Source organism: Arthrobacter echini (genome assembly GCF_008107445.1).
GTDB lineage: Bacteria > Actinomycetota > Actinomycetes > Actinomycetales > Micrococcaceae > Arthrobacter_D > Arthrobacter_D echini_A.
Map to the genome: position 1 here is coordinate 467795 of NZ_VSLD01000003.1, position 22890 is coordinate 490684.

The window sequence follows — 22890 nt, forward strand, 5'->3', positions numbered from 1 at the left end:
GCCGATCCGCTGTCCACGATGACTGCGAACGGACGCCCCCAGGCGCCACTGATGACCAACACCCAAGCTGACCGGGTGAAGGAGGTGGCACGCCTGGCCGGGCGTCCTTCGCGCTCAAGGCGTCGTGAGTTCCTCGCCGAAGGCCCGCAAGCCGCGAGAGAGGCCGTGCGGCTCCATCTCGGCAGAGTCGACGCCGGCGCCGACGGCGTCGTCGTGGATGTCTTCGCCACGGGCGAGGCACTGGCTCGTCATGACGACCTCGCGGCCCTGCTCGCGTCCCCCGACGCTCCCCGGCTCCGGAGGGTCACCCCTGAGGTCCTCGCCGCGATGTCCTCCACCGTCACACCGCAGGGCTTCATCGCCGTGTGCCGGTTCGTGGATACGTCCCTCGACGAGGTCCTCGCGTCGGGACCGCAGCTGATCGCCGTCCTGGTCGGGGTGCGGGACCCCGGGAACGCGGGGACGATCATCCGCGCGGCCGACGCCGCAGGAGCACATGCAGTGATCCTCACGGGGTCCAGTGTAGATCCCTACAACCCGAAGACCGTCCGCTCCACGGTGGGCTCGCTCTTCCATCTGCCCCTCGTCAACGGTGCCCAGCTCGAGGGCCTTACCGATCGGCTGCGCGGAGCGGGCCTGACGATCCTCGCCGCCGATGGCTACGGGACCACCGATCTCGATGAGCTGCAGGACGCCAGTGCGTCGCGCCGTATCGGGGTGACGCCGGAGGGCATTGCCCTGCGGCTCGACTCGCAACCTGCCCCACCGAGAGGGGACACGGTGCGCCTGGAGGATCCGGCCGCCTGGCTGTTCGGCAACGAGGCGCAGGGACTCGACGACACTGTCACGGAGGAGGCCGACGCCCGTGTCGCCGTGCCCATCTACGGCAGCGCCGAATCCCTCAATGTCGGTACGGCCGCGACGGTCTGCCTCTACGCCTCGGCACGCGCTCAGCGCGAGTCCTGAACCGCCCCGCGGTCGAGGCGCCCACTGAGAAGGGCGACGCCGAGTCCGAGGACCGCAAGACCTGCGCCCACGAGGGCAGGGGAGGTGAACCCCCATCCGGCGGTGATGACGGCTCCTCCCACCGCTGCTCCCAGGGCGTTGGCCGTGTTGAGCGCCGAGTGGTTCATCGACGAGGCCAGCGACGGTGCGCCGGGGGAGACGTCCAGGAGTCGTGCCTGCAGCGGCGGGATGAGCGTGGACCCACTGGCCCCGACGAGGAAGACGAACAAGCAGGCCGACCACGGGGTGGTGGCAGCGAGCGGGAACATCAGGAGCACCACCGTGATGGTTCCCATGACACCGTAGATGCTCCCCATGACCGAGCGGTCGGCGAGCCGGCCGCCCAGGATGTTCCCCACCACCATCCCCACGCCGTACAGGGCCACCACGAGTGGCAGCAGGGATACGTCGAGTCCGGCCACTTCCGTCATGATCGGTGAGATGAAGGAGTAGACGGCGAAGAAGCCGCCGAAACCCACGATCCCGATGAGCAGCGTCAGCCAGAGCTGCGGCCGGCGGAGCACGCTCAGTTCCGCCCGGATGCTTGCGCCCGGCCGCACGGGCACATCGGGCACGAAGATCCGGATGAGTACGACGGTCACACCACCGATCAGGCCCACCAGCAGGAACATGGAGCGCCAGCCGAACTGCTGGCCCAGCCAGGTGGCGAAGGGCACGCCCACCACGTTCGCGATGCTCAGCCCGAGCATCACCATGGAGATGGCGCGCCCGCGCCTGGCAGGGTCCGCCAGGGTCGCGGCGATGACCGCCGCGACCCCGAAGTACGCGCCGTGGGGGAGCCCGGACAGGAAGCGCGAGGCGAGCATCCAGCCGAACCCGGCGGCGAAGAAGGACGACAGGTTGGCCAGCGCGATGACCAGCATGAGGGCGATCGCCACGGCCCGCTGGGGCTTCTTCGCCCCGATGGTCGCCAGGATGGGAGCGCCGATCACCACGCCGAGCGCGTAGGCGGAGATCACATGACCGCCCTGCGCGTAGTCGATGCCGAGATCCGCCCGCATCTCCTCGAGCAGTCCCATGATGGTGAACTCGGTGGTCCCGATCGCGAAGCCGCCTGCGGCCAGCGCCGCGATCGCGAGGGCGAGTCGCCGACCAGCCAGGCGCTGACTGGGGAGCGGGGGAGCAGAAGTGGTCATGGTGTCCTTGCGGCAGAGATCGTCGAGGAGGTGGGTCGGCCGCCGAGCACGCCCGGGTGGGCGGAGGAGAGGGGCGACGCGGACGTCGTCGTCCTGAGCAACACTAGCCGCAGCACGATCCGGTGATCGTCGGCCCGGCCTCGCTACACTCGATCGGTGACCACCCCAGCCTCAGGATTGCTCCTCCAGATCGTCGGAGCGGCCGTCGTCGACTCCCTTGAGCTGCCCACGCGTCTCCTCGTGGCCCGGCGCTCGTCCCCGCCCCAGCTCGCCGGTCTCTGGGAGTTCCCGGGCGGGAAGGTCGAGGCGGGCGAGAGCTGCGAGGAGGCTCTGCACCGTGAGCTCGACGAGGAACTGGGCGTCGCCCTCCGGCTCGGCGGGGAGATCGAGGGGCCGGGTGAGCAGGGGTGGCCGCTGAACGGGAGGGCCGCGATGCGCGTGTGGTTCGCCGAGGTGACGGACGGACGGCCCACGGCGCTGCAGGACCACGACGATCTCCGGTGGGTGGACCTGGCCGAGGGCGGCGCTGTGGAGGACCTTCCCTGGATCCCTGCCGACAGACCCATCCTCACCGCGCTCCGTTCACTGCTTCCCGGCCCGGGCGCAGAATCACCCGATCAGAAGAGGGAGGCCTGAGCCGGTCCGACCGGCAGACCGGAGGGAGGCGCGGGGGTCATAGGTGTGGTCGCGCCGCCCGGTGTGGGCGACAGATTGCGGAAGAAGCCGGCACCGGCGGACAGGCCGTGCTTCGACCGGAAGATCCTGATCCTGCCCGTGAGCCAGTCCCGGTACTCCTTGGTCGCGTAGCTGCCCCCGCTGTACAGCTGCTCGTACTTCGGCACGAGGAGCGGGTAGTGGCGCGCGAGCCACTGCATGAACCACTCCCGTGAGCCGGGACGCAGATGGAGCGGGCCGGCGCTGACACCAGTGGCTCCGGCCGCAACGAGAGCACCGAACAACCGGTCGAGGGACTCGTCGCCGTCTGTCAGCCAGGGGAGGATCGGCATGGCCATGACGTTGCACGGCAGACCCGCCTCGCGCAGCCGGGAGATCAGGGCCAGCCGCGCCCTCGGGGAGGGCGTCCCGGGTTCGATCGCCTCGGCGAGGGCCGGATCCACGAGAGCCAGCGAGATGCCCATGCCGATGCTCACAGATTGTGACGCCTCGCTGAGCAGGGGGATGTCGCGTGCCAGCAGGGTGCCCTTCGTCAGGATGGAGAACGGGGTACCCGACTCGGCGAGCGCCGTGATGATGCCCGGCATGAGCCGGTACCGGCCCTCGGCGCGCTGGTAGGGGTCGGTGTTCGTGCCGAGGGCCACGTGCTCGTGCTTCCAGGACGGGCGGGCCAGTTCGCGCCTGAGTACCTCCGCGGCGTTGATCTTCACCACGAGCTGGGCGTCGAAGTCGAGCCCGGTGTCGAGATCGAGATAGCTGTGCGTCTTGCGGGCGAAGCAGTACACGCAGGCGTGGGAGCACCCCCGGAACGGGTTGATGGTCCAGGAGAAGGGCATGGACGACGTGGGCGGCACCCGGTTCAGTACCGACTTGGCGGCAACCTCGTGGAACGTGATCCCGCCGAACTCCGGGGTGCGCAGGGAACGGACGAGACCGGCGAGGGGCAGCAGCGCGGGCGAGGCGGCTGCATCGCCGTCGTCCGTGATCCGCTGCTCCTGCCACCGCATGGAACTATTAGAACACGTGTTCTAGTGCGCTGTCAGGATCTGTCCGCCTGTCCTAGGCTGACTGGATGATCCTGCTGACCGGCTTCGAACCCTTCGGGGGAGAGGCCACCAATCCGTCCTGGCTCGCTGCGCGCCAGGCTTCCGAGCTGCTGCGGGCGCAGGGGCACGAGGCCGTCGCCGTCGAGATTCCGTGCGTCTTCGGAGCCGGTCTCGCCGTGCTGGACGCCGCCCTCGTCGAGCACCGCCCGGACACGGTCCTGTGCGTGGGGCAGGCGGGTGGGCGGGAGCGCATCTCGCTGGAGCGCGTGGCGATCAACGTCGACGATGCGCGGATCCCGGACAACGCCGGCAACCAGCCGATCGACGAACCCGTGGTGGACGGCGGGCCGGCGGCGTACTTCTCCACGCTGCCCATCAAGGCCTGCAGGCAGGCGCTGGTCGCCCTCGACATCCCGGCCGAGGTGTCCCAGACGGCAGGGACCTACGTGTGCAATCACCTCTTCTACGGGCTCATGCACCTACTCGCGGATCGTCCTGAGGTGAGGGGCGGGTTCATCCACGTGCCGTACTCCCTCGAGCAGGGGCGATCGAACGGTCAGCCGGGACTCTCGATCGATGCCATGGCGGCCGGGCTCGTGGCCATCGCGACGACGACGGCGAGCACCACGCGTGACCTCCGCGTCACCGCCGGCGCGGAGCACTGACCCGGGATCCGTCGCCCGTCGCGCCGCTGGGTCCCTGTACCCGTAGGGAGCGCAGGGCCGCCCTGACGGGCCGCAGTGGACGCTCGGTGTAGCCGCCGTCGGCCAGTCCCGCGCGGCGCTCGAACGCATTGCGCGACGCCGGATCGCCCGTCCGAAGTAGCGAGTAGCCGGCTGCCAGCAGATAGGCGGGGAGGAACGGCAGGCCCAGGCAGGCGGCGTACTGGTGCGTGTGGCGCGCCTCGTGCTCGAGCAGCCGGGTGAAGCCGGCGTGTGCCCGCTGCGGAGCGCTGCCGCGGAGCAGCACCACGCTGCCGATCGTGAACGCCCGGGCTGTGGGCAATCTCCGGCGATACCCCTCGGCCAGCAGCAGGCCGAGCGGGCCGGGGGAGATCCGGCAGCCGGACAGCCGAGCCACCGCCAGGCCGACGGGCGTGGACAGATTCATCCAGTTGAGGAGGGGAACGAGCCGTCGCTGCATGCGCTCATCCTAGTGACGCCCCCGGTACGCTCCGGAGCGAGCCGCCCCACGGTTGCGGCGCCGTCGACCCGGTCGCCTAGACTTGACACGCCGGAGCGGCCCCGCCGTGGACCGGTTCCTTCCAGTTTTCCTGTTCCCGTCGGCAGTGGCTCCCCGTAGTGGAGCCATCGCGGCCTGTCCGAGAGTGCAAGGTATCCCACCTCCATGACCGAAACCCCAGAGAACCCCGGGCACACCGGCCCCGAGGCGACGGTTCCCGACCCGCTGGATCCCACCTCGGTCGCAGCCGCCGTCGACACCGCGCTGGCCGCCATCGCCGCTGCGGCAGATCTGGACGGGCTCAAGGCTGTGCGGATCGCGCACACGGGTGAGAAGTCGCCTCTTAGCCTGGCGAACCGGGGGATCGGGGCGCTGCCGAAGGAGCAGAAGTCGGCGGCGGGCAAGAACATCGGCCCGGCACGCGGCCGCATCAACCAGGCACTCACCACACGGACCGCTGAGCTCGAGGCCGAGCGCGACGCGCGGATCCTCGTCGAGGAGGCCGTCGACGTGACGGCAGCCCCCCGCCGTCGGCGGCACGGCGCGCGCCATCCGCTCTCCACGCTGCAGGAGCGGGTCAGCGACGTCTTCGTCAGCATGGGCTGGGAGATCGCCGAGGGGCCCGAGCTCGAATCGGAGTGGCTGAACTTCGACGCCCTGAACTTCAAGCCGGACCACCCGGCACGCGAGATGCAGGACACCTTCTTCGTGGAGCCGCTCGACGCGCACCTCGTGCTGCGCACGCACACCTCGCCCGTGCAGATCCGATCGATGCTCGAGCGTGAGCTGCCCATCTACGTGCTGTGCCCGGGCAAGGTGTTCCGCACCGACGAACTCGACGCCACCCACACCCCGGTCTTCCACCAGTTCGAGGGCCTCGCGATCGACAAGGGCCTCACCATGGCCGATCTCGTGGGCACGCTCGAGTACTTCACGCAGCAGCTCTTCGGCGACGAGGCCAAGGTGCGCCTGCGCCCCAACTTCTTCCCCTTCACCGAGCCGAGCGCCGAGCTCGACATCTGGCACCCGGGCGCCAAGGGCGGCGCGCGCTGGATCGAGTGGGGTGGTTGCGGCATGGTCAATCCCAATGTGCTGCGGGCCACCGGCATAGACCCGGAGGTCTACTCCGGCTTCGCCTTCGGTATGGGGATCGAGCGGGCGCTCATGTTCCGCAACGACGTCGTCGATATGCACGACATGATCGAGGGCGACGTCCGTTTCAGCGACCACTTCGGGATGGAGATCTAGATGAGAATCCCACTGTCCTGGCTGCGCGAGTACGCAGCCGTGCCCGCGGACGCCACCGCGGAAGACGTGATGGCCGAGCTCGTGAAGGTGGGCCTCGAGGAGGAGGACGTCCACCGTCCCACCGACGAGCTCAGCGGCCCCATCGTGGTGGGCCAGGTGCTCAGCAAGATCGCGGAGCCCCAGACCAACGGCAAGACCATCAACTGGTGCCAGGTCCGCGTGGTGCCCGAGGGTGAGGAGCAGACCCTCACGGGCGAGGGGATCGACCCCTCGGGCGTGCAGGGCATCGTGTGCGGCGCGCACAACTTCGAGGAGGGCGACAAGGTGGTGGTCACGCTGCCGGGCGCCGTCCTGCCCGGTGACTTCCGCATCAGCCCCCGCAAGACCTACGGTCACGTCTCGGCCGGAATGATCGCATCGGTGAAGGAGCTCGGCATCGGGGAGGACCACGACGGCATCCTCGTGCTCTCCACCCTCGGGCTGGACCCCGAGGTGGGTGCCGACGCCATGGACCTCCTCGGACTGTACGACGAGGCGGCCGAGATCAATGTGACACCGGATCGCGGCTACTGCTTCTCCATCCGCGGTGTGGCGCGCGAGTACGCCCACGCCACCGGGACGGCCTTCACCGACCCGGCCGACGCCGTCGTCGTGCCCGCCGCTGCGGGTGAGGGGTACCCGGTGCGCCTCGCCGACGAGGCGCCGATCTACGGCGTGGACGGCTGCGACCGCTTCGTGGCCCGCACCGTTCGCGGCGTCGACCCCACCCGCCCCACCCCGCCGTGGATGTCCGCGCGCCTGCGCCTGGCCGGTATCCGGTCGATCTCGCTCGTGGTGGACATCTCCAACTACGTGATGCTCGAGCTCGGTCAGCCCCTGCACTTCTATGACCGCGACACGCTCTCCGGTGAGATCGTGGTGCGCCGCGCCATCGAGGGTGAGACGCTGCGGACCCTCGATGACAGGGAGCGCGCACTCGACGTCGGGGATCTCCTCATCACCGACGCGTCCGGGCCCATCGGTATCGCCGGGGTCATGGGAGGCGCGTCCACCGAGGTGTCGGACAGCACCGTGGACGTCGTCATCGAGTCGGCCCACTTCGACCCCGTGAGCATCGGACGTTCCCGCCGTCGCCACAAGCTCCCGTCGGAGGCGTCGAGGCGCTTCGAGCGCGATGTCGACTGGCAGATCGCCGACGTCGCCGCACAGCGCGCCGTCGATCTCCTCCTCGAGCTCGCCGGCGGCACGGCAGACGACGCCGTGACCGACGTCGGGCAGGCACCCGCGCCCCGCGTGATCGAGCTCGCCGCCGATTTCCCGGCGCGCCTGATCGGCCGCGAGTTCACCGAGGACCAGATCACGGGCACGCTCACCGATCTCGGTGCCGGGGTGGAGCCGGTCGACGGCGGCTACCGCGTCACGGCGCCGAGCTGGCGCTCGGATCTGGAGACGCGCGAGGACCTCACCGAGGAGATCATCCGCCTCGTGGGGTACAGCACCATCCCGTCCACGCTTCCCGTGGCGCCTCCCGGTCGCGGTCTGACCCGCGTGCAGCAGCAGCGCCGTCGGCTCCTGAACGCCCTTGCCGCGGCGGGGCTCACCGAGGTGCTGTCCTACCCGTTCGTCAGCGAGCAGGCCAACGCGCTCTTCGGCACGTCCGAGGAGGGAGCAGCCGCACCGGCGGTCCGGCTCGCCAATCCGCTCAGTGCGGAGCGCGCCTACTTGCGGCGGTCCGTCCTGCCCGGCCTCATCGAGGTGGCCAAGCGGAACCACTCGCGTGGCTTCCGCGATCTCGCCCTGTTCGAGTCGGGGTCCGTCTTCCTGCCGGGTGAGCAGATGGGAACGAAGACGATCCCGCCGCTGGGCATCAAGCCCGACGACGACGTCCTCGACGCCCTCTACGACGGGATCCCGCACCAGCCGCAGGTCATCGCCGGGCTGTTCACGGGTCTCGAGGTGCCGCCGTCCGCCGGAGTGGAGGCGCGGGCCTGGGACTGGGCCGACGCCGTCGACGTCGTGCAGCTCATGGGGAGCGTGACCGGCGTGGACGTGGTGGTGCGGCAGGGCAGTCACCAGGCGTTCCACCCCGGGCGGATCGCGGAGTTCGTGCTGCGCAGCGGTGAGGTGCTCGGTCACGCCGGGGAACTGCACCCGAAGGTCAGCGCGTTCCACGATCTGCCGGCCCGGACCGTGGCGTTCGAGATCGACGTCGACCGCCTGTTCGACGCCGCCGCCGACATCATCGTGGCCCGCTCGCTGTCCACGTATCCGACGGCGACGCAGGACGTGGCGCTCGTGGTGGACTCCGCCGTCGTCGCCGGTGACGTGCTGGAGACCCTGCGGGAGGGTGCGGGAGAACTGCTCGAGGACGTCAGCCTGTTCGACGTCTACACCGGACCCGGCATCGCCGAGGGCAGCACGTCACTCGCCTTCGCCCTGCGCTTCCGGGCGCCCGACAGGACGCTGACGGCCGAGGAGGCCAGCGCTGCACGCGATGCCGCGGTGGCGCTCGCGGGGGAGCGGTTCGGGGCCGTGCAGCGCTGAACCGGTCCTCTCGACCCGGCCGGCGCCCGGCCGAGAGGACCGTTCCGGACCCTACGGGACCAGCAGAACCTTGCCTGTGGTCTTCCGACCCTCGAGATCCTCGTGGGCCTGGGCGGCATCGCCCAGCGCGTAACGGGCTCCGATCCGCACGTCGAGCTGTCCGGCCAGGACGGCGTCGAAGAGTTCGGAGGACCGCCAGCGCCGCTCCTCCGGGGTGCGCACATAGTGCACGATCGACGGGCGCGTGAGGTAGAGCCCGCCGCTGCTGTTCAGCAGCTGCGGATCGACCGGCGGTACCGGGCCGGAAGCTCCACCGAAGAGCACCATGGTGCCCCGGATGCGCAGCGAGCGCAGCGACTCGTCGAAGGTCGCCTTGCCCACGCCGTCGTACACCACGTCCACGCCCACGCCGTCGGTCAATGACATGACGGCGTCGGCGAAGCCCTCGTAGCCGAGCACCTCGTCGGCGCCGGCTCCGCGGGCCAGGTCCTCCTTCTCGGGGGTGGAGACGGTGGTGAAGACGCGGGCGCCCTTGGCCTTGAGGAGCTGGATGATGAGCAGCCCGACGCCGCCGGCGCCGGCATGGACGAGCACCGTGTGCTCCGGCTGCACCTCGAAGGTCGAGTTGATGAGGTAGTGCGCGGTCATGCCTTGCAGGGGGAGCGCCGCCGCGGTCTCGAGGTCGACGCCGTCGGGCACGGGCAGGGCGCGGTCCGCGTCCACGAGTGCGTACTCGGCGTAGGTTCCCTTGCCTTCGGCGAAGGCCACGCGGTCTCCCGCGCTGTAGTCGGTGACGCCCTCACCGACGGCTTCCACGGTCCCGGCGGCCTCGGCTCCCGGGGTGAACGGGTGCTCCACGGGGTACACGCCGCTGCGCTGGTAGGTCTCGATGAAGTTGACTCCTGCGGCGGCGACCTTCACGAGGAGCTGGCCGGGACCCGGTTCCGGCCGGTCGGCGGAGGCGAGGGTGAGGACCTCGGGTCCGCCGGACTGCTGGACGACGATTGCTGAGGACATGATGAGTGTTCCTTTCCGTGGCGTCCCTCCATGCTAGGGCCGGTGCTTCGCCGTTGGCCCCGATGGGCTCGGGTCACCCCTCCGACGTCGGAGCGTCCCCGATACTGATCGTCTCCATCGCGCTGCCGGAGCGTCCCTGCAACCGCCGGCGCATGGACAGTGCGATGCGGGAGGCCTGCACCTTGGCCAGCTCGGCCTTCGGCCCGGCGTAGTGCTCGTCGAGCGTCGCCGACCACAGTGTCAGCCAGCGCTCGAAGTGCGCGGCTGTCAGCGGGACCTGTCGATGAAGCTCCAGATGCGGTTCGAGGGCATTGCGACGGTAGAGCCCGGCCTTGAACAGCACGGTCTCCCAGAAGTCGCAGATGATCGGCAGGTGCGCCTGGAGATCCATCCGGGCCACGTCCACGAAGATCGGCCCCAGCAGCTCGTCGGCGAAGGCGCGCCGGTAGAACGCGGTGAGGAGGGTCTCGACGTCGTCGCGGTCCTGCAGGTCAGCTCGAATGGTAGCCACGCACTCATTCTACGTTTCGTAGAAAAGCTGTAGATTTGCAGCATGGCCGGCATGGATTCTGAGCGCCTTCGATGGACAAGCTCGAGTACGTTCCGCGTGATCGCGACGGCCTGGATCATCGCCGGCGGACTGACCGCGGCAGTGACGGGGCCACTGCACCTCGAGTACGGCTCGTGGGCCGCCGCCTATCAGGTTCTCGTGGCCGGCATTGCCCAGAGTGCCTTCGGCATTGCGCAGGCAGCCCTGGCGCCGCAGCCACTGTCACGGAGCACTGTCGCAACGGAGCTGGTCGCCTGGAATCTGGGCAGTCTGGCGGTACTCGCCGGCACAGTGCTCGGCGCACCGCTGATCGTCGACGCCGGTGGTGTGGTGCTCGTGGTCGCCCTCGCGCTGCTGATCCGGACGGTGCGGGGGAAGGGCGACGGGCCTGCGTGGGCGCTGTGGACCTACCGGCTCCTGCTCGTCGTCATCCTCACGAGTATCCCTATCGGCCTGACGCTGGCCCACCTGCGCGCACCGTAGGTCCGCAGCGGGCCGAGCACCGGCGGACCAGAGCCCACTCTGCGTCGTGCGTCCTCCTGTCCCGTCGCGGGCCCCAGGTGCAGCCGACGACATCGCCGTGCGGCGGCGTCGTCGATCCTGGGCTGCCGTTCGGAACGGGTCGGTTAGGCTGAACCGCCTGAGGAAGGGGCGGTCATGTGGCATGAGATGGGACTGACGTGGGCCGACGCCCTCCGGGTCGTGGTCTCCACCGTCGGTCTGTATCTGCTCATGCTGACCCTCATCAGGGTCATGGGGCAACGGACGATGGCGCGCCTGTCCAATTTCGATCTCGCCGCAGCGGTGGCACTCGGAGCCGTGATCGGTCGCGCGATCCTCGGCTACACCCCGACGCTGGTGGCGGGTGCCTTGGGTGTCATCACCTTGCTGGTGTTGCAGGCGGTTACTGGACAGTTACGCCGGTTCCCGAAGGGACTGAATGCGGTCAGCAACAGGGCGTATGTGCTCATGGCAGGAGAGCGCATCGTGATGGCGAACCTGCGGCGCACCCATGTCGCCGAGCACGAGATCACCGCGCGGCTGCGCCTGGCCGGCATCCGCAGTTGGTCGGAAGTGGCCTGTGTGATCCTGGAATTGACCGGAGAGATCAGCGTTCTACGGCGCGGCATGCCTATCGAGCGGGGCATGCTGGAAGATGTGGTGGGTGCAGAATTGGTTCCCGCAGCATTCCTCGCCGATCCGGAGAACTAGATAGACCTCGGATCCAGCCGCGTTTTACCGCGGAAGATGGCTGACCTCAAGGGTCCTGGCGATCCAGACCATTGCGCTCAGGCTCGGGTCGCGGAATGACCGAGATCGATCGACTCGCCCGCTTCCTCGCTGCGTATGATGACCAGTTGCGCACCGATGCCGAGATCCTCGGTGCCATCACAGTGACCCGGCACCATGCATTGCATCTGGTGACGTTCATGCACGGACGTGGCTTCGTCACCTACAAGGAGCTGGGCGAAGTCGGCGCGGAGAGCATACCGAGGATAGTGGGGGACGTCGTCGCCCACTATCGGGCCAACCCGGAGATTCGCCTGGTCGAATGGAAGACTCGTGGACACGACCATGCGCCCGGACTGCATGAGGCTCTGCTGGAGAACGGCTTCGTTGGGGGCGAGCCGGAATCGATCATGATCGGCGAGGCGAAGGCATTGAGCGTCGAGGTTCCACTACCCGCCGAGGTGACGATCCGACAGGTCACGGACGAGCCGGACGTGCGCTCTGCAAGCGCCATGCAGGACGAGGTCTTCGGCAACGCGGTCACCCGCGAGTCGGCAGATGCCCTGCTCCGCCAGCTATCAGCCGGTGACGGTACGGAGCTCTGGGTGGCCGAGGCGAAGGGACAGATAGTCTGTGCCGGCCGGTTGGAGCCGGTTCCCGAAACAGAGTTCGCCGGCATCTGGGGAGGGGCGACCCGTAAGGAGTGGCGCGGCCACGGTATCTACCGGGCGCTGACAGCTCGACGGGCCCAGTCAGCGATCGAGAGGGGGAAGACCCTCATCCACAGCGACTCCACCGAATACTCGCGGCCCATTCTCGAGCGTTCCGGGCTCGTGAAGGTATCGACGACAACGCCCTATCTCTGGCGCCGCTGAGGACTGGATCGACGTGACAGCGTCAGTGCATCGTTCAGCGATGCGAAAGCTCGACGACGGCTTGATCACTTCGGACCTTGCAGCCACTCCTGTCGACTGATCCGGAACTGCAGCTGGTAGCTGTCGATCTGCAGGAATTGTCCGGGAGCACCTCGACCTGTTTCGCTCATACCGAGAGAGCGCAGGATGCTCACGGACGCTGTGTTCGCTTCAGGCGCTTCGGCCCAGATGCGGTCGAGCGACAGCTCGCCGAGACCGTAGGCGAGACCGGCCTCCGCCAGCCGGCGACCCAGTCCGTGCACCCAGCGGTGCGAGGGTCCAACGAGAAAGCCGAGTTCCTTATCCCTCGGATCGGCATCGTGCAGGTCCACGTATCCCACCACCTTGAGCAACAAGAGGCCGAAGACAGGGAGCGGGTCGGGTGGATGGAACCCGTCGACGGTTTCGTCGCCCTTGATCTGCTGGGCCTCCGCAGGACCGACGTCGTGGACCGGCAAATGTCAGCGGGGACGCTCGGCGCGCTAGGCTCAGCAATCTCGCATTCGGGAGGGCCCGCAATTCTCGGCCCGGATCCGCCCCGCCCGGTAGCAGGCCCTCACATAGGGTAGTTAGATGAGGGCCCCCCGCAACTCGCTATCGCCGGAATTGATCGTGGCTGCTTCCCTGGATGCCCTCGAACGCGACGGAGTCAAAGGGTTGAGCTTCCGCAAGCTGGGAGCTGCCCTCAACGTCGACCCGACTGCCCTGTATCGGCACTTCCGCAACAAGGATGAGCTCATCCTCGCCGTCACCGACAGCCTCATGGTCTCGGCGCTCGACGACTTCGAACCCGACGATGACTGGCTCGGGACCATCCGCGACCTCATGCACCGGGGCCGCCGCGCCTATCTCTCCCACCCGCATGCAGCGGTCCTCGGCGTCACGCGTGTCACCCGCCGACCCGGCGAGATCCGCATCGTGGAGGAGATCCTCGCAGCGCTGTCCCGAGGAGGCTTCGATCCGGAGGAGGCAGCGCGACTCTATCGCGTGATCGACGACCTGAACCTGGCCTTCGCAGGGCTCGACGCCGCCTTCCGGATCCTTCCCAGCGAGGAACAGGCCAAGGACACCGCGGCGTGGAGCAATGAGTACGCGGCACTCGACGCCGAACGATTCCCATTCATCGCGAAGGCGGCACCGATGCTGGCCACCATCCAGGAAGACCCCACGTACGAGCTGGCAGTGGACCTGCTGCTTGAGTCGGTAGCCCGACGTGCCGTTCCGGACGCCGAGGCCAAGAGGTAGCAGGCAGATAGTCAACATCGTTGACTAAAAACTGTTACCCGCTTAGTGTGAGCCGCATGCTATGTGAGCTCTACCACACTTCCGGACACTTTTACGGGGCACTATGCCCGTCCTGCTGATCCACAACGCCCGGATCTTCGATGGGAATCAGCTCATCGCTGCTGACGCCGTGGCGGTCTCCGGCGGCAGTGTCGTCGCCCTCGGTACGGGCTCGGACCTGCTTGCAGCGGCCGGCCCCCACACCGAGCTCATCGATGCCCATGGCGGTCTGCTCACGCCAGGTTTCACCGACGCGCACGTCCATGCAGTCGCCGGGGGTGTGGAGCGGCTCGGCTGTGACCTGAGCGACGCAGGAAATGCGACAGAATGCCGGGACGCCATCAGCTCGTACGCCGCTCGCACCGAAGCTGTCGACGGCTGGATCTCCGGCGGAGGTTGGACCATGTCCGACTTCCCGGGCGGAACTCCCACAGCCGTGGAGCTGGACGAGCTCATCCCGGACCGCGGCGCCTTTCTGGTGAACCGTGACCACCACAGCGCGTGGGTGAATACGCACGCCCTCGAACTGGCGGGCATCACGGCCGACACCCCTGACCCACCCGGTGGCCGTATCGAACGCGACGACTCCGGCACTCCCACCGGCACGCTCCACGAGGGCGCCATGGACCTGGTCAGCCGCCTGATCCCAGAGGAGACCCAGGAGCAATTGCGCCACGGACTGCTCGAGGGCCAGCGCTACCTCAACACCTTCGGTATCACCGGCTGGCAGGACGCCATCATCGGCCAGTACTCCGGCCACGCCGACCCGTACGCCGCCTACTGCGCGGCCGATGCCGCCGGGGAACTGCACTCCGACGTCGTCGGGGCCCTCTGGTGGCCGCGCGAGGTGCAGGACATCCCGGAACAGGTACGGATCTTCCGGGAACGACGCCGGCACGCCTCGTCCGGCACCGGGTTCCGGGCCACGGCGGTGAAGTTCATGCTCGACGGCGTCGTCGAGAGTCGGACGGCCGCGATGGCCGAGCCGTACCACTCGTGCGGCTGCCCCGGTGCCGGGTCCGGATTGAGCTATTTCGAGGCAGATTTCCTGGCTGAGGCGTTCGCGGCGATCGACGCGGCGGGCTTCGACATCCACCTGCACGCCATCGGGGACCGGGCGGTCAGTCAGGGACTGGATGCCTTCGCGGCGATGCGCGGCGCCAACCCGGGACGCGACCGACGTCACCACATCGCGCACCTGCAGGTCGTGAATCCCAGGGACGTCCCGCGTTTTGCGGAACTCGATGTGACGGCGAATCTGCAGGCTCTGTGGGCTTGCAACGACGACTCCATGCGGGACCTTACGGTGCCTGTCCTCGGGGAGGAGCGCGCCGGCTGGCAGTACCCCTTCCGGTCCCTGCTCGACGCCGGAGCACGGTTGGCGATGGGATCGGACTGGTCGGTCTCCACCCCGGATCCGTGGCAGGCGATCCATATCGCGGTCAACCGTACGGAGGGAGGCGCGGAGGAACCGCGGGAGCCATTGAACCCCAGTGAGGCCATCGGGCTGCTGGACGCGCTGCGCGCCTACACCTCCGGTTCCGCCCGCCTGAACCGGTCCGCAGCAGGCGGGCGGATCGAGATCGGCGGACCCGCCGATCTCGCGCTGGCCGACCGCGATCCGTTCGCCGTCCCTGAATCCGATCTTCACCGTCTCTCCAACCGCCTGACCGTGGTGGCCGGAGCAATCGTTCACGATGCCCGCAACCGAACCGAAGGAGAAGCATGAGCGCCACTCTCTCGCCAGCCATAGCCGGGGAACTCTCGATCCGCAGTCTGCACAAGGAGTTCGGCGGTGTAGCGGCCATCAAGGACCTCGACCTGGACATCCGTGCGGGCGAGTTCCTGTGCCTGCTCGGCCCCTCGGGCTGCGGAAAGACCACCCTGCTGCGGATGATCGCCGGGTTCGAGGAGCCCACGGCCGGTGTCATCGAGCTCGGATCGACGGACCTGACCAAGATGCCCGCGCACAAGAGACCGGTGAACACCGTGTTCCAGGCGTATGCACTCTTCCCGCACATGATGGTCGCCGAGAACGTGGCCTACGGCCTCAAGCAGTCGCGCACTCCGAAGAAGGAGATCGGTCAGCGGGTGGACGAGGCCCTGACCATGGTGCGGATGCGGGAGTTCGCGGACCGCAGCCCCGGACAGCTCTCCGGAGGCCAGCAGCAGCGTGTTGCCCTGGCCCGTGCGCTGGTCAATCGGCCCAAGGTCCTGCTGCTGGACGAACCGATGTCCGCGCTGGATCGCAAGCTGCGCGAGGAGATGCAGGTGGAGCTCAAGCTGCTGCAGAAGCGGCTGGGTATCACGTTCATCTTCGTCACGCACGACCAGGAGGAGGCGCTCGCCATGAGCGACCGGATCGTGGTCATGTATGACGGCTGTATCCAGCAGATCGGCAGCGCGGAGGAGGTGTACACGCGTCCGGCCAACAGCTTCGTGGCCGGATTCATCGGCAAGCAGAACTTCGTCGAAGCGGTCGTGGTGTCCGACGACGGCGGCGCGCTGCGGTTGCGTTCGGTGAACAACACCACGATCCTGCCCGAGCCGAATGCGGCAGGCGATCCCGGTGCAACGGGCCGGCCGGTGCCGTCGGTCGGTGACACTGTGCGGGTTGCCATACGGCCGGAGACACTGCGGCTCCGCGTCGCCGACGGCGTGCCCTCGGCACCAAATGCCGTGCGCGGTCGGATCGCCGGGGTCTCCTTCCTCGGAGACGTGGTCCAGTACGTACTGCTGATCGGTGAGGACACGGAGATCCTCTCCCGGGTCCCCCGCTCGGACGCCGTGCCCCTGCCCACGGACGAGGATGTGCTCATCGAGTGGGACGGCGCGGATGTGGCGGTGTACTGCGATGAAGGCTAGGAAGGCAACGGGCACAGCAGACATCCGGCTGCTCGCTCCCACCATTCTGAGCCGCGAGCTCTCCCGTCGCAGCTTGTTCGCCGGCACCGCCGTCGTCGGACTGCTGGGACTCGCGGGGTGCGGTGGCGATCGTGCCATGGCCAGTTCGCCGGCTCCGAACGGGAAGATCGAGAACAACGTCAACCTGTACTCGTGGGGTGACTACGATCCGCCGGAGAGCATCTCCTCGTTCACGGCGGCCACGGGAGCAACCGTGCAGGTCGATTCCTTCGGCTCGAACGAGGAGCTGATCTCCAAGCTCGCCGCCACCCGCGGAACTTCCGGCTACGACGTCGTCGTCCCGACCGGGCTGATGATCCCGCAGATGGCCGAACACGGCCTGCTGCAGCCCCTGCAGAAGGAGCTCATCCCCAACTTCACCAATATGGACCCGAACTTCACCGATCAGGTCTGGGACCCGGGAAACAAATACACGATCTGCAAGGCCTGGGGGACCACCGGGTATGTGTACGACACGTACACGATCACCCGGCCCATGGCGTCCTGGCAGGACTTCCTGGAGGCGGCCATGGGGGAGGCCTCGGGTCGGACCGCGCTGCTGGAGGATCCGTGGGAGGTCTGCTCGATCGCGCTCGGAGCTGCCGGTGAGGACCTGAACACCACGGACGAGGAGAAGCTCGACGCCTGCGAGCGAGTGCTGCTGGACAACCTCGCTCCGCACGTGCGCGCCTACTTCGGTGCGGCTTCGACGGGGATGGTCCAGGGCGGCCTCGCTCTCCTGCAGTCCTACAACGGGGACGCGCGGCAGGGCATGCTCGAGATGGATGATCCGGAGCAATGGAAGTTCGTCTACCCGACACCGTCCGCGAACCTGTGGATGGACAATTGGGCGATCGCAACCGGTGCGCCGCACCCTGACGCCGCCCATGCACTGATCAACCACATGCTCTCTCCTGAGGTCGCCTTCGAACAGATGGACTACATCGGATACCCGGTGGGGACCAAGGGCCTCGAAGAGCGGGCGGAGGAGGAGGGCGTGGAGCTGCCGGAGCTGATCTTCCCCGCGCAGGACGTCCTCGACCGGCTCACTCCCTCGGAGATGAACGAAGCCCAGCAGCGGCGCGTGGAGATCTTCTCCAGTGCTCAGGCAAGGAGCGGAGCATGACATCGAGGTTCCGGAAGTTCCTCGGGGACAGTGCGCTCTCCTTCCCCACGTGGGCCTACATGCTGTTCTTCTTCGCCCTGCCCGTGGCGCTGGTCATGTGGTACAGCTTCGGGTTCAAGCCCGACCAGTTCACCACGCACTCGATGGAGCAGCTCTCCCTCGGCCGCTACCGCGAGGTTGTGAGTCCGACGTTCCTGTCGGTCTTCACGGCCACACTGCGCATCTCGATCGTCGGCACCCTCGCGTGCCTCGTCATCGCGGTGCCGTTCGCCTACTGGCTCGCCGTGAAGGTGCCACCGGGTCGCAGGGGGCTGCTGCTGGCGTTGGTCCTGGTGCCGTTCTGGACCAACTTCCTGGTCCGGACGCTGGGCTGGCAGATCATCCTCTCTCCCGACGGTTTCGTCTCCGAGGCGTTGCAGGGCATCGGACTGCTCGGCTCACCGCTGGACATCCTCTATTCGCGTGCCGCAGTCCAGATCGGCGTCATCTACAACTACCTGCCGCTGATGATCCTGCCCTTGTTCGTGGCCATGGACTCCGCCGGCGTCCAACTGCGCGAGGCCAGCGCCGACCTGGGTGCCGGCAAGTGGCGCACGTTCTTCCAGGTGACCCTCCCGCTGGCGACCCCCGGCGTGGTCAGCGGATGCCTCCTGGTGTTCATCCCCCTGACCGGTGACTACATCACCGCCTCCGTGCTCGGCGGTGCCAACGGGACCATGATCGGCCAGCTGGTGGCGAACCAGTTCCAGAACGCGCAGAACTGGGCGCTCGGTTCGGCGATGGCGGTGGTCCTGATGCTCTTCACCCTCGCGGTCGTGGTCGTCACCGCCCTGCTGGCGCTGGTCGTGAAAGCGATCATCAGGTACGTGGGCCGGGTCGAACTGCCAACCGGGCAGCACGCCGGAACCGACGCCGGAACCGCCGCGGATCTGCCCGAGGGCAGCCGCGTCCGGCAGGCCGAACCTGCTGTCTCCGGAACCACAACAGGAGGTCCACATGCCTGAGCGCATCCGCCGTCGTTCGCTGACCGATACCGCACTATGGGTGTGGGGAGCAGTGGTCTTCGTCTTCCTCTTCCTGCCCATCGCGGTGATCGTCCTCTACTCGTTCAACAATGGACGGCTGCTGGCATCCTTCGATGAACTCGGCGTGCAGGCCTACGTCTCCGGACTGCAGAACGACGTCATCATCGCCTCGGTCATGACGTCGCTGAAGGCCGCCACCGGCACGGCGCTGTTGGCCACCGTGCTCGGCACCTTCGGAGGCATCGCCCTGGCTCGCGCCACGAAGGGGGCGAAGTGGCCCGTGCTCCTCACGGCGCTCCTGGCACTGACCCTGGTGACCCCGGAAGTGGTGGACGGCATCGCGATGCTGCCCTGGTTCGTCACGCTCGGTGTCGACGCCGGTCTGACTCCCTTCAACAACGGACTCTTCCGCCTGGTCATCGCGCATACCGCGTTCTCCACGGCCATCGTCACCTTCATCATCAGGGCCCGCATGGCCGGTATCGACAGTTCGCTCGAGGAGGCCGCTGAGGACCTCGGCGCAACCAAGTGGCGAAGTTTCCGCGATGTCACCCTGCCGCTGGCCGGGCCAGGGATCCTCGCCGGCGCCCTGATGGCCTTCACCCTCAGCCTCGACAACACCATCCTCTCCAGCTTCGTCCAGCAGCCGGGCTACACGCCCTGGCCGGTGTACATCTTCTCCGCCGTCCGCGTAGCCCTCCGACCCGAAGTGGCAGCCATTTCCACGGCGATGCTGGTCCTGACCCTCCTGGCCCTGGCGCTGGTAGGACTGGTGCTCAAGCGCTCGGGCAATTCCTCCTCCCAGATCGTCAAAACGATGGCCGGCTCCTAGAGCCGACTGCAAAGGACACACACCATGCAAGACTCCACAGATCCGACGTCCTCCCTCGCCAGTGCATCCACCACACCGTTCTGGCTCGATGATCCGAACCGACCGGAAGCCCTGCCGCCCCTGTCGGGATCCTCGACAACCGACCTGGTCATCGTCGGCGGCGGGTACACGGGGCTCTGGACCGCCCTGCTGGCCAAGGAACGTGAACCTGACCGACGCGTGATGCTGTTGGAGGGCCAGCGCCTCGGGTGGTCGGCCTCCGGACGCAACGGTGGCTTCTGCGACTTCAGCCTGACCCATGGCGAGGGCAACGGGCAGAAGCACCTTCCCGAGGAGAACGAGCTTCTGACCCGCATGGGCCTGCAGAATCTGGACGAGATCCAGGAGGCGGTAGAACGGTACGGACTCGACTGCGAGTTCGAACGCACAGGTGAGATGAATGTGGCGACGGAGGACTACCAGATCCCCGAGCTGGCGGCGGGACACGATCCCGACGCCGACGCGTACTTCATGGATGCCGCGGAACTGGCCGAGCACATCGTTTCTCCCACGTTCAAGGCCGGGCTGTGGACCAAGCGCTCCACCGCGATGCTCCATCCGGCGAAGCTCGTCTGGGAACTCGCACGCGTGGCCCGCGAACTCGGCGTCGAGATCCACGAACACACCCCGGTCCGCTCGCTGTCGCGGCGGAACGGGCACATGGTGCTGCGCACGGACGGGGGAGACGTCACCGCCAGCCAGGTGGCACTGGCCACCAACGCTTTCCCGTCATTGCTGCGGCGCATGCGCTGGCACACCGTCCCGGTCTACGACTACGCACTGATGACGGAGCCGTTGAGCGATGCACAGCTCGAGTCGATCGGCTGGTCGGAAAGATTCGGTATGGCTGATCTGGCGAACCGCTTCCACTACTACCGGCTGACGGCGGACAACCGGATCCTCTGGGGCGGCTGGGATGCTGTGTATTACTACGGCAGGACCCTCAAGCGCGAGTACGACCAGCGCCCTGAAACCTTCGAGACGCTGGCCCGACAGTTCCATGAGACCTTCCCGCAGCTGGGGACGGTGCGGTTCACGCACAAGTGGGGAGGTGCCGTTGACACCTGCTCGCGCTTCTTCCCCTTCTTCACCACGGCCTACTCCGGCCGGGTCGTCTACACGGCGGGCTTCACGGGACTGGGCGTCGGGGCAACACGCTTCGCCGGCAACGTCATGCTGGACCTGCTCTCCGGCGCCTCCACCGAACGCACCGAGCTGCAGATGGTCAAGAAGACACCGCTGCCCTTCCCGCCCGAACCCCTCGCCTGGGCCGGCATCAAGGTGACTACCCGCGCCATGATCAAGTCCGATCAGAACGAAGGTAAGAGGGGACCGCTGCTGAAGCTGCTCGACGCCATCGGGATCGGCTTCGACTCGTGACGGAACAGTTCAGGCTGGAGGAGGAGACCATGGAGAAGCACCTGTTCATCGACGGCGCCTACCGGCGCGGACGCGGCGCCGAGGCCACGTGCATCGATCCTGCGACCGGCAAGGTCACCGGAACCCAGTTCTACGCAACCACCGAGGATGTCGACGACGCCGTCGCCGCTGCCAGGGCGGCCCTGCCAGGGTGGTCCTCCCGCACCCCTGGCGAACGCTCGACGGCGATGCTGGCCTTCGCGGCCGAGGTCGAGCGCCGGGCTGTCGAGTTCGCAGCGCTCGAGACCGAGCAGACGGGCAAGAGCATCCGCCTGGCAAGCGGGTTCGATGTACCGGGGACGATCGACAACATCTACTTCTTCGCAGGCGCAGCACGTCAGCTTGGTGGGTTGGCAGCAGGTGAGTACGGCACCGGGGGTACCTCGATGGTGCGCCGCGAGGCGGTCGGCGTCATCGGGTCGATCGCCCCGTGGAACTATCCGCTGCAGATGGCGGCCTGGAAGATCCTGCCCGCGATTGCTGCGGGGAACACGATCGTCCTCAAGCCGGCGGAGAATACTCCGGGCACCTCCCTGCTCTTCGCGGAAGCGGCTGGCGCGGCCGGCATCCCGCCCGGAGTCATCAATATCGTCACAGGCCGCGGGCGCGAGATCGGCGAGTACCTGGTGAGCCACCAGGACGTCGCCATGGTCTCCTTCACCGGTTCCACCGCCGTCGGCCGGCACATCATGGCATGTGCCGCGCAGTCCGGAAAACGGGTCCACCTCGAACTGGGAGGCAAGGCACCGCTGGTGGTCTTCGACGATGCGGATGTGGAAGCCGCGGCGCACGGTGCCGTGGCTGGGGCGATCATCAACGGCGGCCAGGACTGTACGGCGGCCACACGTGCGTACGTGCAGCGTCCCCTCTTCCAAGCATTCACCACGCGGGTAGCGGAACTGATGGACGCCGTCGTCGTGGGCGATCCCACCGACCCCGACACCGATCTGGGGTCCCTGATCACGCACGACCACCGTGACAGGGTGGCGGGTTTCGTCGACCGGGCGCGTGCGGCCGGAGCCTCGGTGCTGGCAGGAGGGTACGCGCCCGACGGCGACCTCGCGGAGGGCGCCTTCTACCGACCCACGCTCATCACCGGCGTGCAGCAGGACTCGGAGGTGGTGCAGGACGAGATCTTCGGACCTGTGCTCGTGGCGCTGCCCTTCGATACCGACGACGAGGGCATCGACCTCGCCAATGACACCGTGTACGGGCTGGCGGCATCGGCCTGGACCCGGGACGTGAGCCGTTCCATGCGCGCGAGCGCGGAGATTCAGGCAGGTTGCGTCTGGATCAACGACCACATCCCCGTGGTCTCCGAACTCCCGCACGGCGGGTACAAGGCCTCAGGCTTCGGCAACGACATGTCGATCTACTCCCTGGAGGAGTACACGAACATCAAGCACGTGTCGATCAGCCGCGACTCCGCGGCTCACAAGGAATGGCAGGACACGGTCTTCCGGGTTCGTTAGCTGCGCTCGTGTCGCGGATCTCGAGCTGGCCCCGAGGTTGAGGCCGCGGTCGGCACCTGTGTACCCTCCTCGCCCGCGAGCTCTCCGAGTCCGACAGTAGTGCCCCATATGGTGGTGTAGCGCGGTTGCCGGGTTCATCATCGTGATGGACATGAAGGCGGCCACCGCGTGATCCTTCGAGGAAACTCTCACATCACACTCGAAAGGCATCATCACGATGA

At 67.7% G+C, this 22890-nt stretch carries 22 protein-coding genes; 16 read left to right on the plus strand and 6 right to left on the minus strand.

What is annotated here, in order from left to right:
* Positions 1–18: 18 nt before the first annotated feature.
* Positions 19–966, plus strand: a complete 948-nt coding sequence (locus FQ377_RS09165) for a TrmH family RNA methyltransferase (protein ID WP_148600923.1) — start codon at positions 19–21, stop codon at positions 964–966.
* Here the strand turns inward: FQ377_RS09165 and FQ377_RS09170 are convergent.
* A complete protein-coding gene (locus tag FQ377_RS09170) occupies positions 951–2162 on the minus strand; it encodes an MFS transporter (protein WP_148600924.1) in 1212 nt (403 codons plus the stop codon). The genes FQ377_RS09165 and FQ377_RS09170 overlap by 16 nt on opposite strands.
* A gap of 156 nt (positions 2163–2318) precedes the next feature.
* Here FQ377_RS09170 and FQ377_RS09175 point away from each other — a divergent pair, with 156 nt between their 5' ends.
* On the plus strand, positions 2319–2798 hold the full coding sequence (locus FQ377_RS09175) for a (deoxy)nucleoside triphosphate pyrophosphohydrolase (protein ID WP_187393307.1): 480 nt from the start codon (positions 2319–2321) through the stop codon (positions 2796–2798).
* Here FQ377_RS09175 and FQ377_RS09180 read toward each other — a convergent pair.
* The gene (locus tag FQ377_RS09180; RefSeq protein ID WP_148600925.1) at positions 2780–3844 is read right to left on the minus strand and encodes an Rv2578c family radical SAM protein; all 1065 of its coding nucleotides are present in this window, start codon (positions 3842–3844) and stop codon (positions 2780–2782) included. The genes FQ377_RS09175 and FQ377_RS09180 overlap by 19 nt on opposite strands.
* Positions 3845–3909: 65 nt before the next feature.
* Between FQ377_RS09180 and pcp the strand changes: the two genes are divergently transcribed.
* The gene (gene pcp, locus FQ377_RS09185) at positions 3910–4548 is read left to right on the plus strand and encodes a pyroglutamyl-peptidase I (protein WP_148600926.1); all 639 of its coding nucleotides are present in this window, start codon (positions 3910–3912) and stop codon (positions 4546–4548) included.
* Here pcp and FQ377_RS09190 read toward each other — a convergent pair.
* Positions 4526–5026, minus strand: coding sequence for an eCIS core domain-containing protein (locus FQ377_RS09190; RefSeq protein WP_148600927.1), 501 nt, complete (start codon positions 5024–5026; stop codon positions 4526–4528). The genes pcp and FQ377_RS09190 overlap by 23 nt on opposite strands.
* Before the next feature lie 204 nt (positions 5027–5230).
* Here FQ377_RS09190 and pheS point away from each other — a divergent pair, with 204 nt between their 5' ends.
* Positions 5231–6313 carry a phenylalanine--tRNA ligase subunit alpha gene (pheS, locus tag FQ377_RS09195; RefSeq protein WP_148600928.1) on the plus strand — a complete coding sequence of 361 codons (1083 nt, stop codon included), beginning with the start codon at positions 5231–5233 and terminating at the stop codon, positions 6311–6313.
* Positions 6314–8857 (plus strand): phenylalanine--tRNA ligase subunit beta, encoded by a 2544-nt coding sequence (gene pheT / locus FQ377_RS09200; RefSeq protein WP_148600929.1) that lies wholly within the window; start codon positions 6314–6316, stop codon positions 8855–8857. It begins immediately after the preceding gene.
* A 51-nt stretch (positions 8858–8908) separates the two neighbouring features.
* Here the strand turns inward: pheT and FQ377_RS09205 are convergent, their stop codons facing one another.
* Positions 8909–9874 carry a quinone oxidoreductase family protein gene (locus FQ377_RS09205; RefSeq protein WP_148600930.1) on the minus strand — a complete coding sequence of 322 codons (966 nt, stop codon included), beginning with the start codon at positions 9872–9874 and terminating at the stop codon, positions 8909–8911.
* 73 nt (positions 9875–9947) lie between these two features.
* On the minus strand, positions 9948–10385 hold the full coding sequence (locus tag FQ377_RS09210; protein WP_148600931.1) for a group III truncated hemoglobin: 438 nt from the start codon (positions 10383–10385) through the stop codon (positions 9948–9950).
* Between the two features lie 51 nt (positions 10386–10436).
* Between FQ377_RS09210 and FQ377_RS09215 the strand changes: the two genes are divergently transcribed.
* The 3 genes from FQ377_RS09215 to FQ377_RS09225 all read left to right on the plus strand — a co-directional run bounded on the left by FQ377_RS09215 (position 10437) and on the right by FQ377_RS09225 (position 12529).
* A complete protein-coding gene (locus tag FQ377_RS09215; protein WP_262364358.1) occupies positions 10437–10907 on the plus strand; it encodes a hypothetical protein in 471 nt (156 codons plus the stop codon).
* 249 nt (positions 10908–11156) lie between these two features.
* Positions 11157–11636, plus strand: coding sequence for a DUF421 domain-containing protein (locus FQ377_RS09220; protein WP_262364359.1), 480 nt, complete (start codon positions 11157–11159; stop codon positions 11634–11636).
* Between the two features lie 95 nt (positions 11637–11731).
* Positions 11732–12529: a GNAT family N-acetyltransferase gene (locus FQ377_RS09225; protein ID WP_148600934.1), complete on the plus strand. Its 798-nt coding sequence runs from the start codon at positions 11732–11734 to the stop codon at positions 12527–12529.
* 65 nt (positions 12530–12594) lie between these two features.
* Here FQ377_RS09225 and FQ377_RS09230 read toward each other — a convergent pair whose 3' ends face one another.
* A complete protein-coding gene (locus FQ377_RS09230; RefSeq protein WP_148600935.1) occupies positions 12595–13026 on the minus strand; it encodes a GNAT family N-acetyltransferase in 432 nt (143 codons plus the stop codon).
* A 154-nt stretch (positions 13027–13180) separates the two neighbouring features.
* On the opposite strand from FQ377_RS09230, the gene FQ377_RS09235 reads away from it, so the two are divergent.
* The 8 genes from FQ377_RS09235 to FQ377_RS09270 all read left to right on the plus strand — a co-directional run bounded on the left by FQ377_RS09235 (position 13181) and on the right by FQ377_RS09270 (position 22669).
* Positions 13181–13813: a TetR/AcrR family transcriptional regulator gene (locus FQ377_RS09235; RefSeq protein ID WP_187393308.1), complete on the plus strand. Its 633-nt coding sequence runs from the start codon at positions 13181–13183 to the stop codon at positions 13811–13813.
* 103 nt (positions 13814–13916) lie between these two features.
* Positions 13917–15581: an amidohydrolase gene (locus tag FQ377_RS09240; RefSeq protein ID WP_148600937.1), complete on the plus strand. Its 1665-nt coding sequence runs from the start codon at positions 13917–13919 to the stop codon at positions 15579–15581.
* On the plus strand, positions 15578–16717 hold the full coding sequence (locus FQ377_RS09245) for an ABC transporter ATP-binding protein (protein ID WP_148600938.1): 1140 nt from the start codon (positions 15578–15580) through the stop codon (positions 16715–16717). Before FQ377_RS09240 ends, FQ377_RS09245 begins: the two co-directional genes overlap by 4 nt.
* A complete protein-coding gene (locus FQ377_RS09250; RefSeq protein WP_148600939.1) occupies positions 16707–17882 on the plus strand; it encodes a polyamine ABC transporter substrate-binding protein in 1176 nt (391 codons plus the stop codon). The genes FQ377_RS09245 and FQ377_RS09250 overlap by 11 nt, the downstream gene beginning before the upstream one ends.
* Complete coding sequence (locus FQ377_RS09255) at positions 17879–18886, plus strand: ABC transporter permease (RefSeq protein ID WP_148600940.1); 1008 nt, start codon at positions 17879–17881, stop codon at positions 18884–18886. The genes FQ377_RS09250 and FQ377_RS09255 overlap by 4 nt, the downstream gene beginning before the upstream one ends.
* Positions 18879–19739, plus strand: a complete 861-nt coding sequence (locus tag FQ377_RS09260) for an ABC transporter permease (protein WP_148600941.1) — start codon at positions 18879–18881, stop codon at positions 19737–19739. Before FQ377_RS09255 ends, FQ377_RS09260 begins: the two co-directional genes overlap by 8 nt.
* A gap of 24 nt (positions 19740–19763) precedes the next feature.
* Positions 19764–21158: an NAD(P)/FAD-dependent oxidoreductase gene (locus FQ377_RS09265; RefSeq protein WP_148600942.1), complete on the plus strand. Its 1395-nt coding sequence runs from the start codon at positions 19764–19766 to the stop codon at positions 21156–21158.
* Positions 21159–21187: 29 nt separating this feature from the next.
* Positions 21188–22669 carry a gamma-aminobutyraldehyde dehydrogenase gene (locus FQ377_RS09270; RefSeq protein ID WP_148600991.1) on the plus strand — a complete coding sequence of 494 codons (1482 nt, stop codon included), beginning with the start codon at positions 21188–21190 and terminating at the stop codon, positions 22667–22669.
* The last annotated feature ends 221 nt before the right edge of the window (positions 22670–22890 follow it).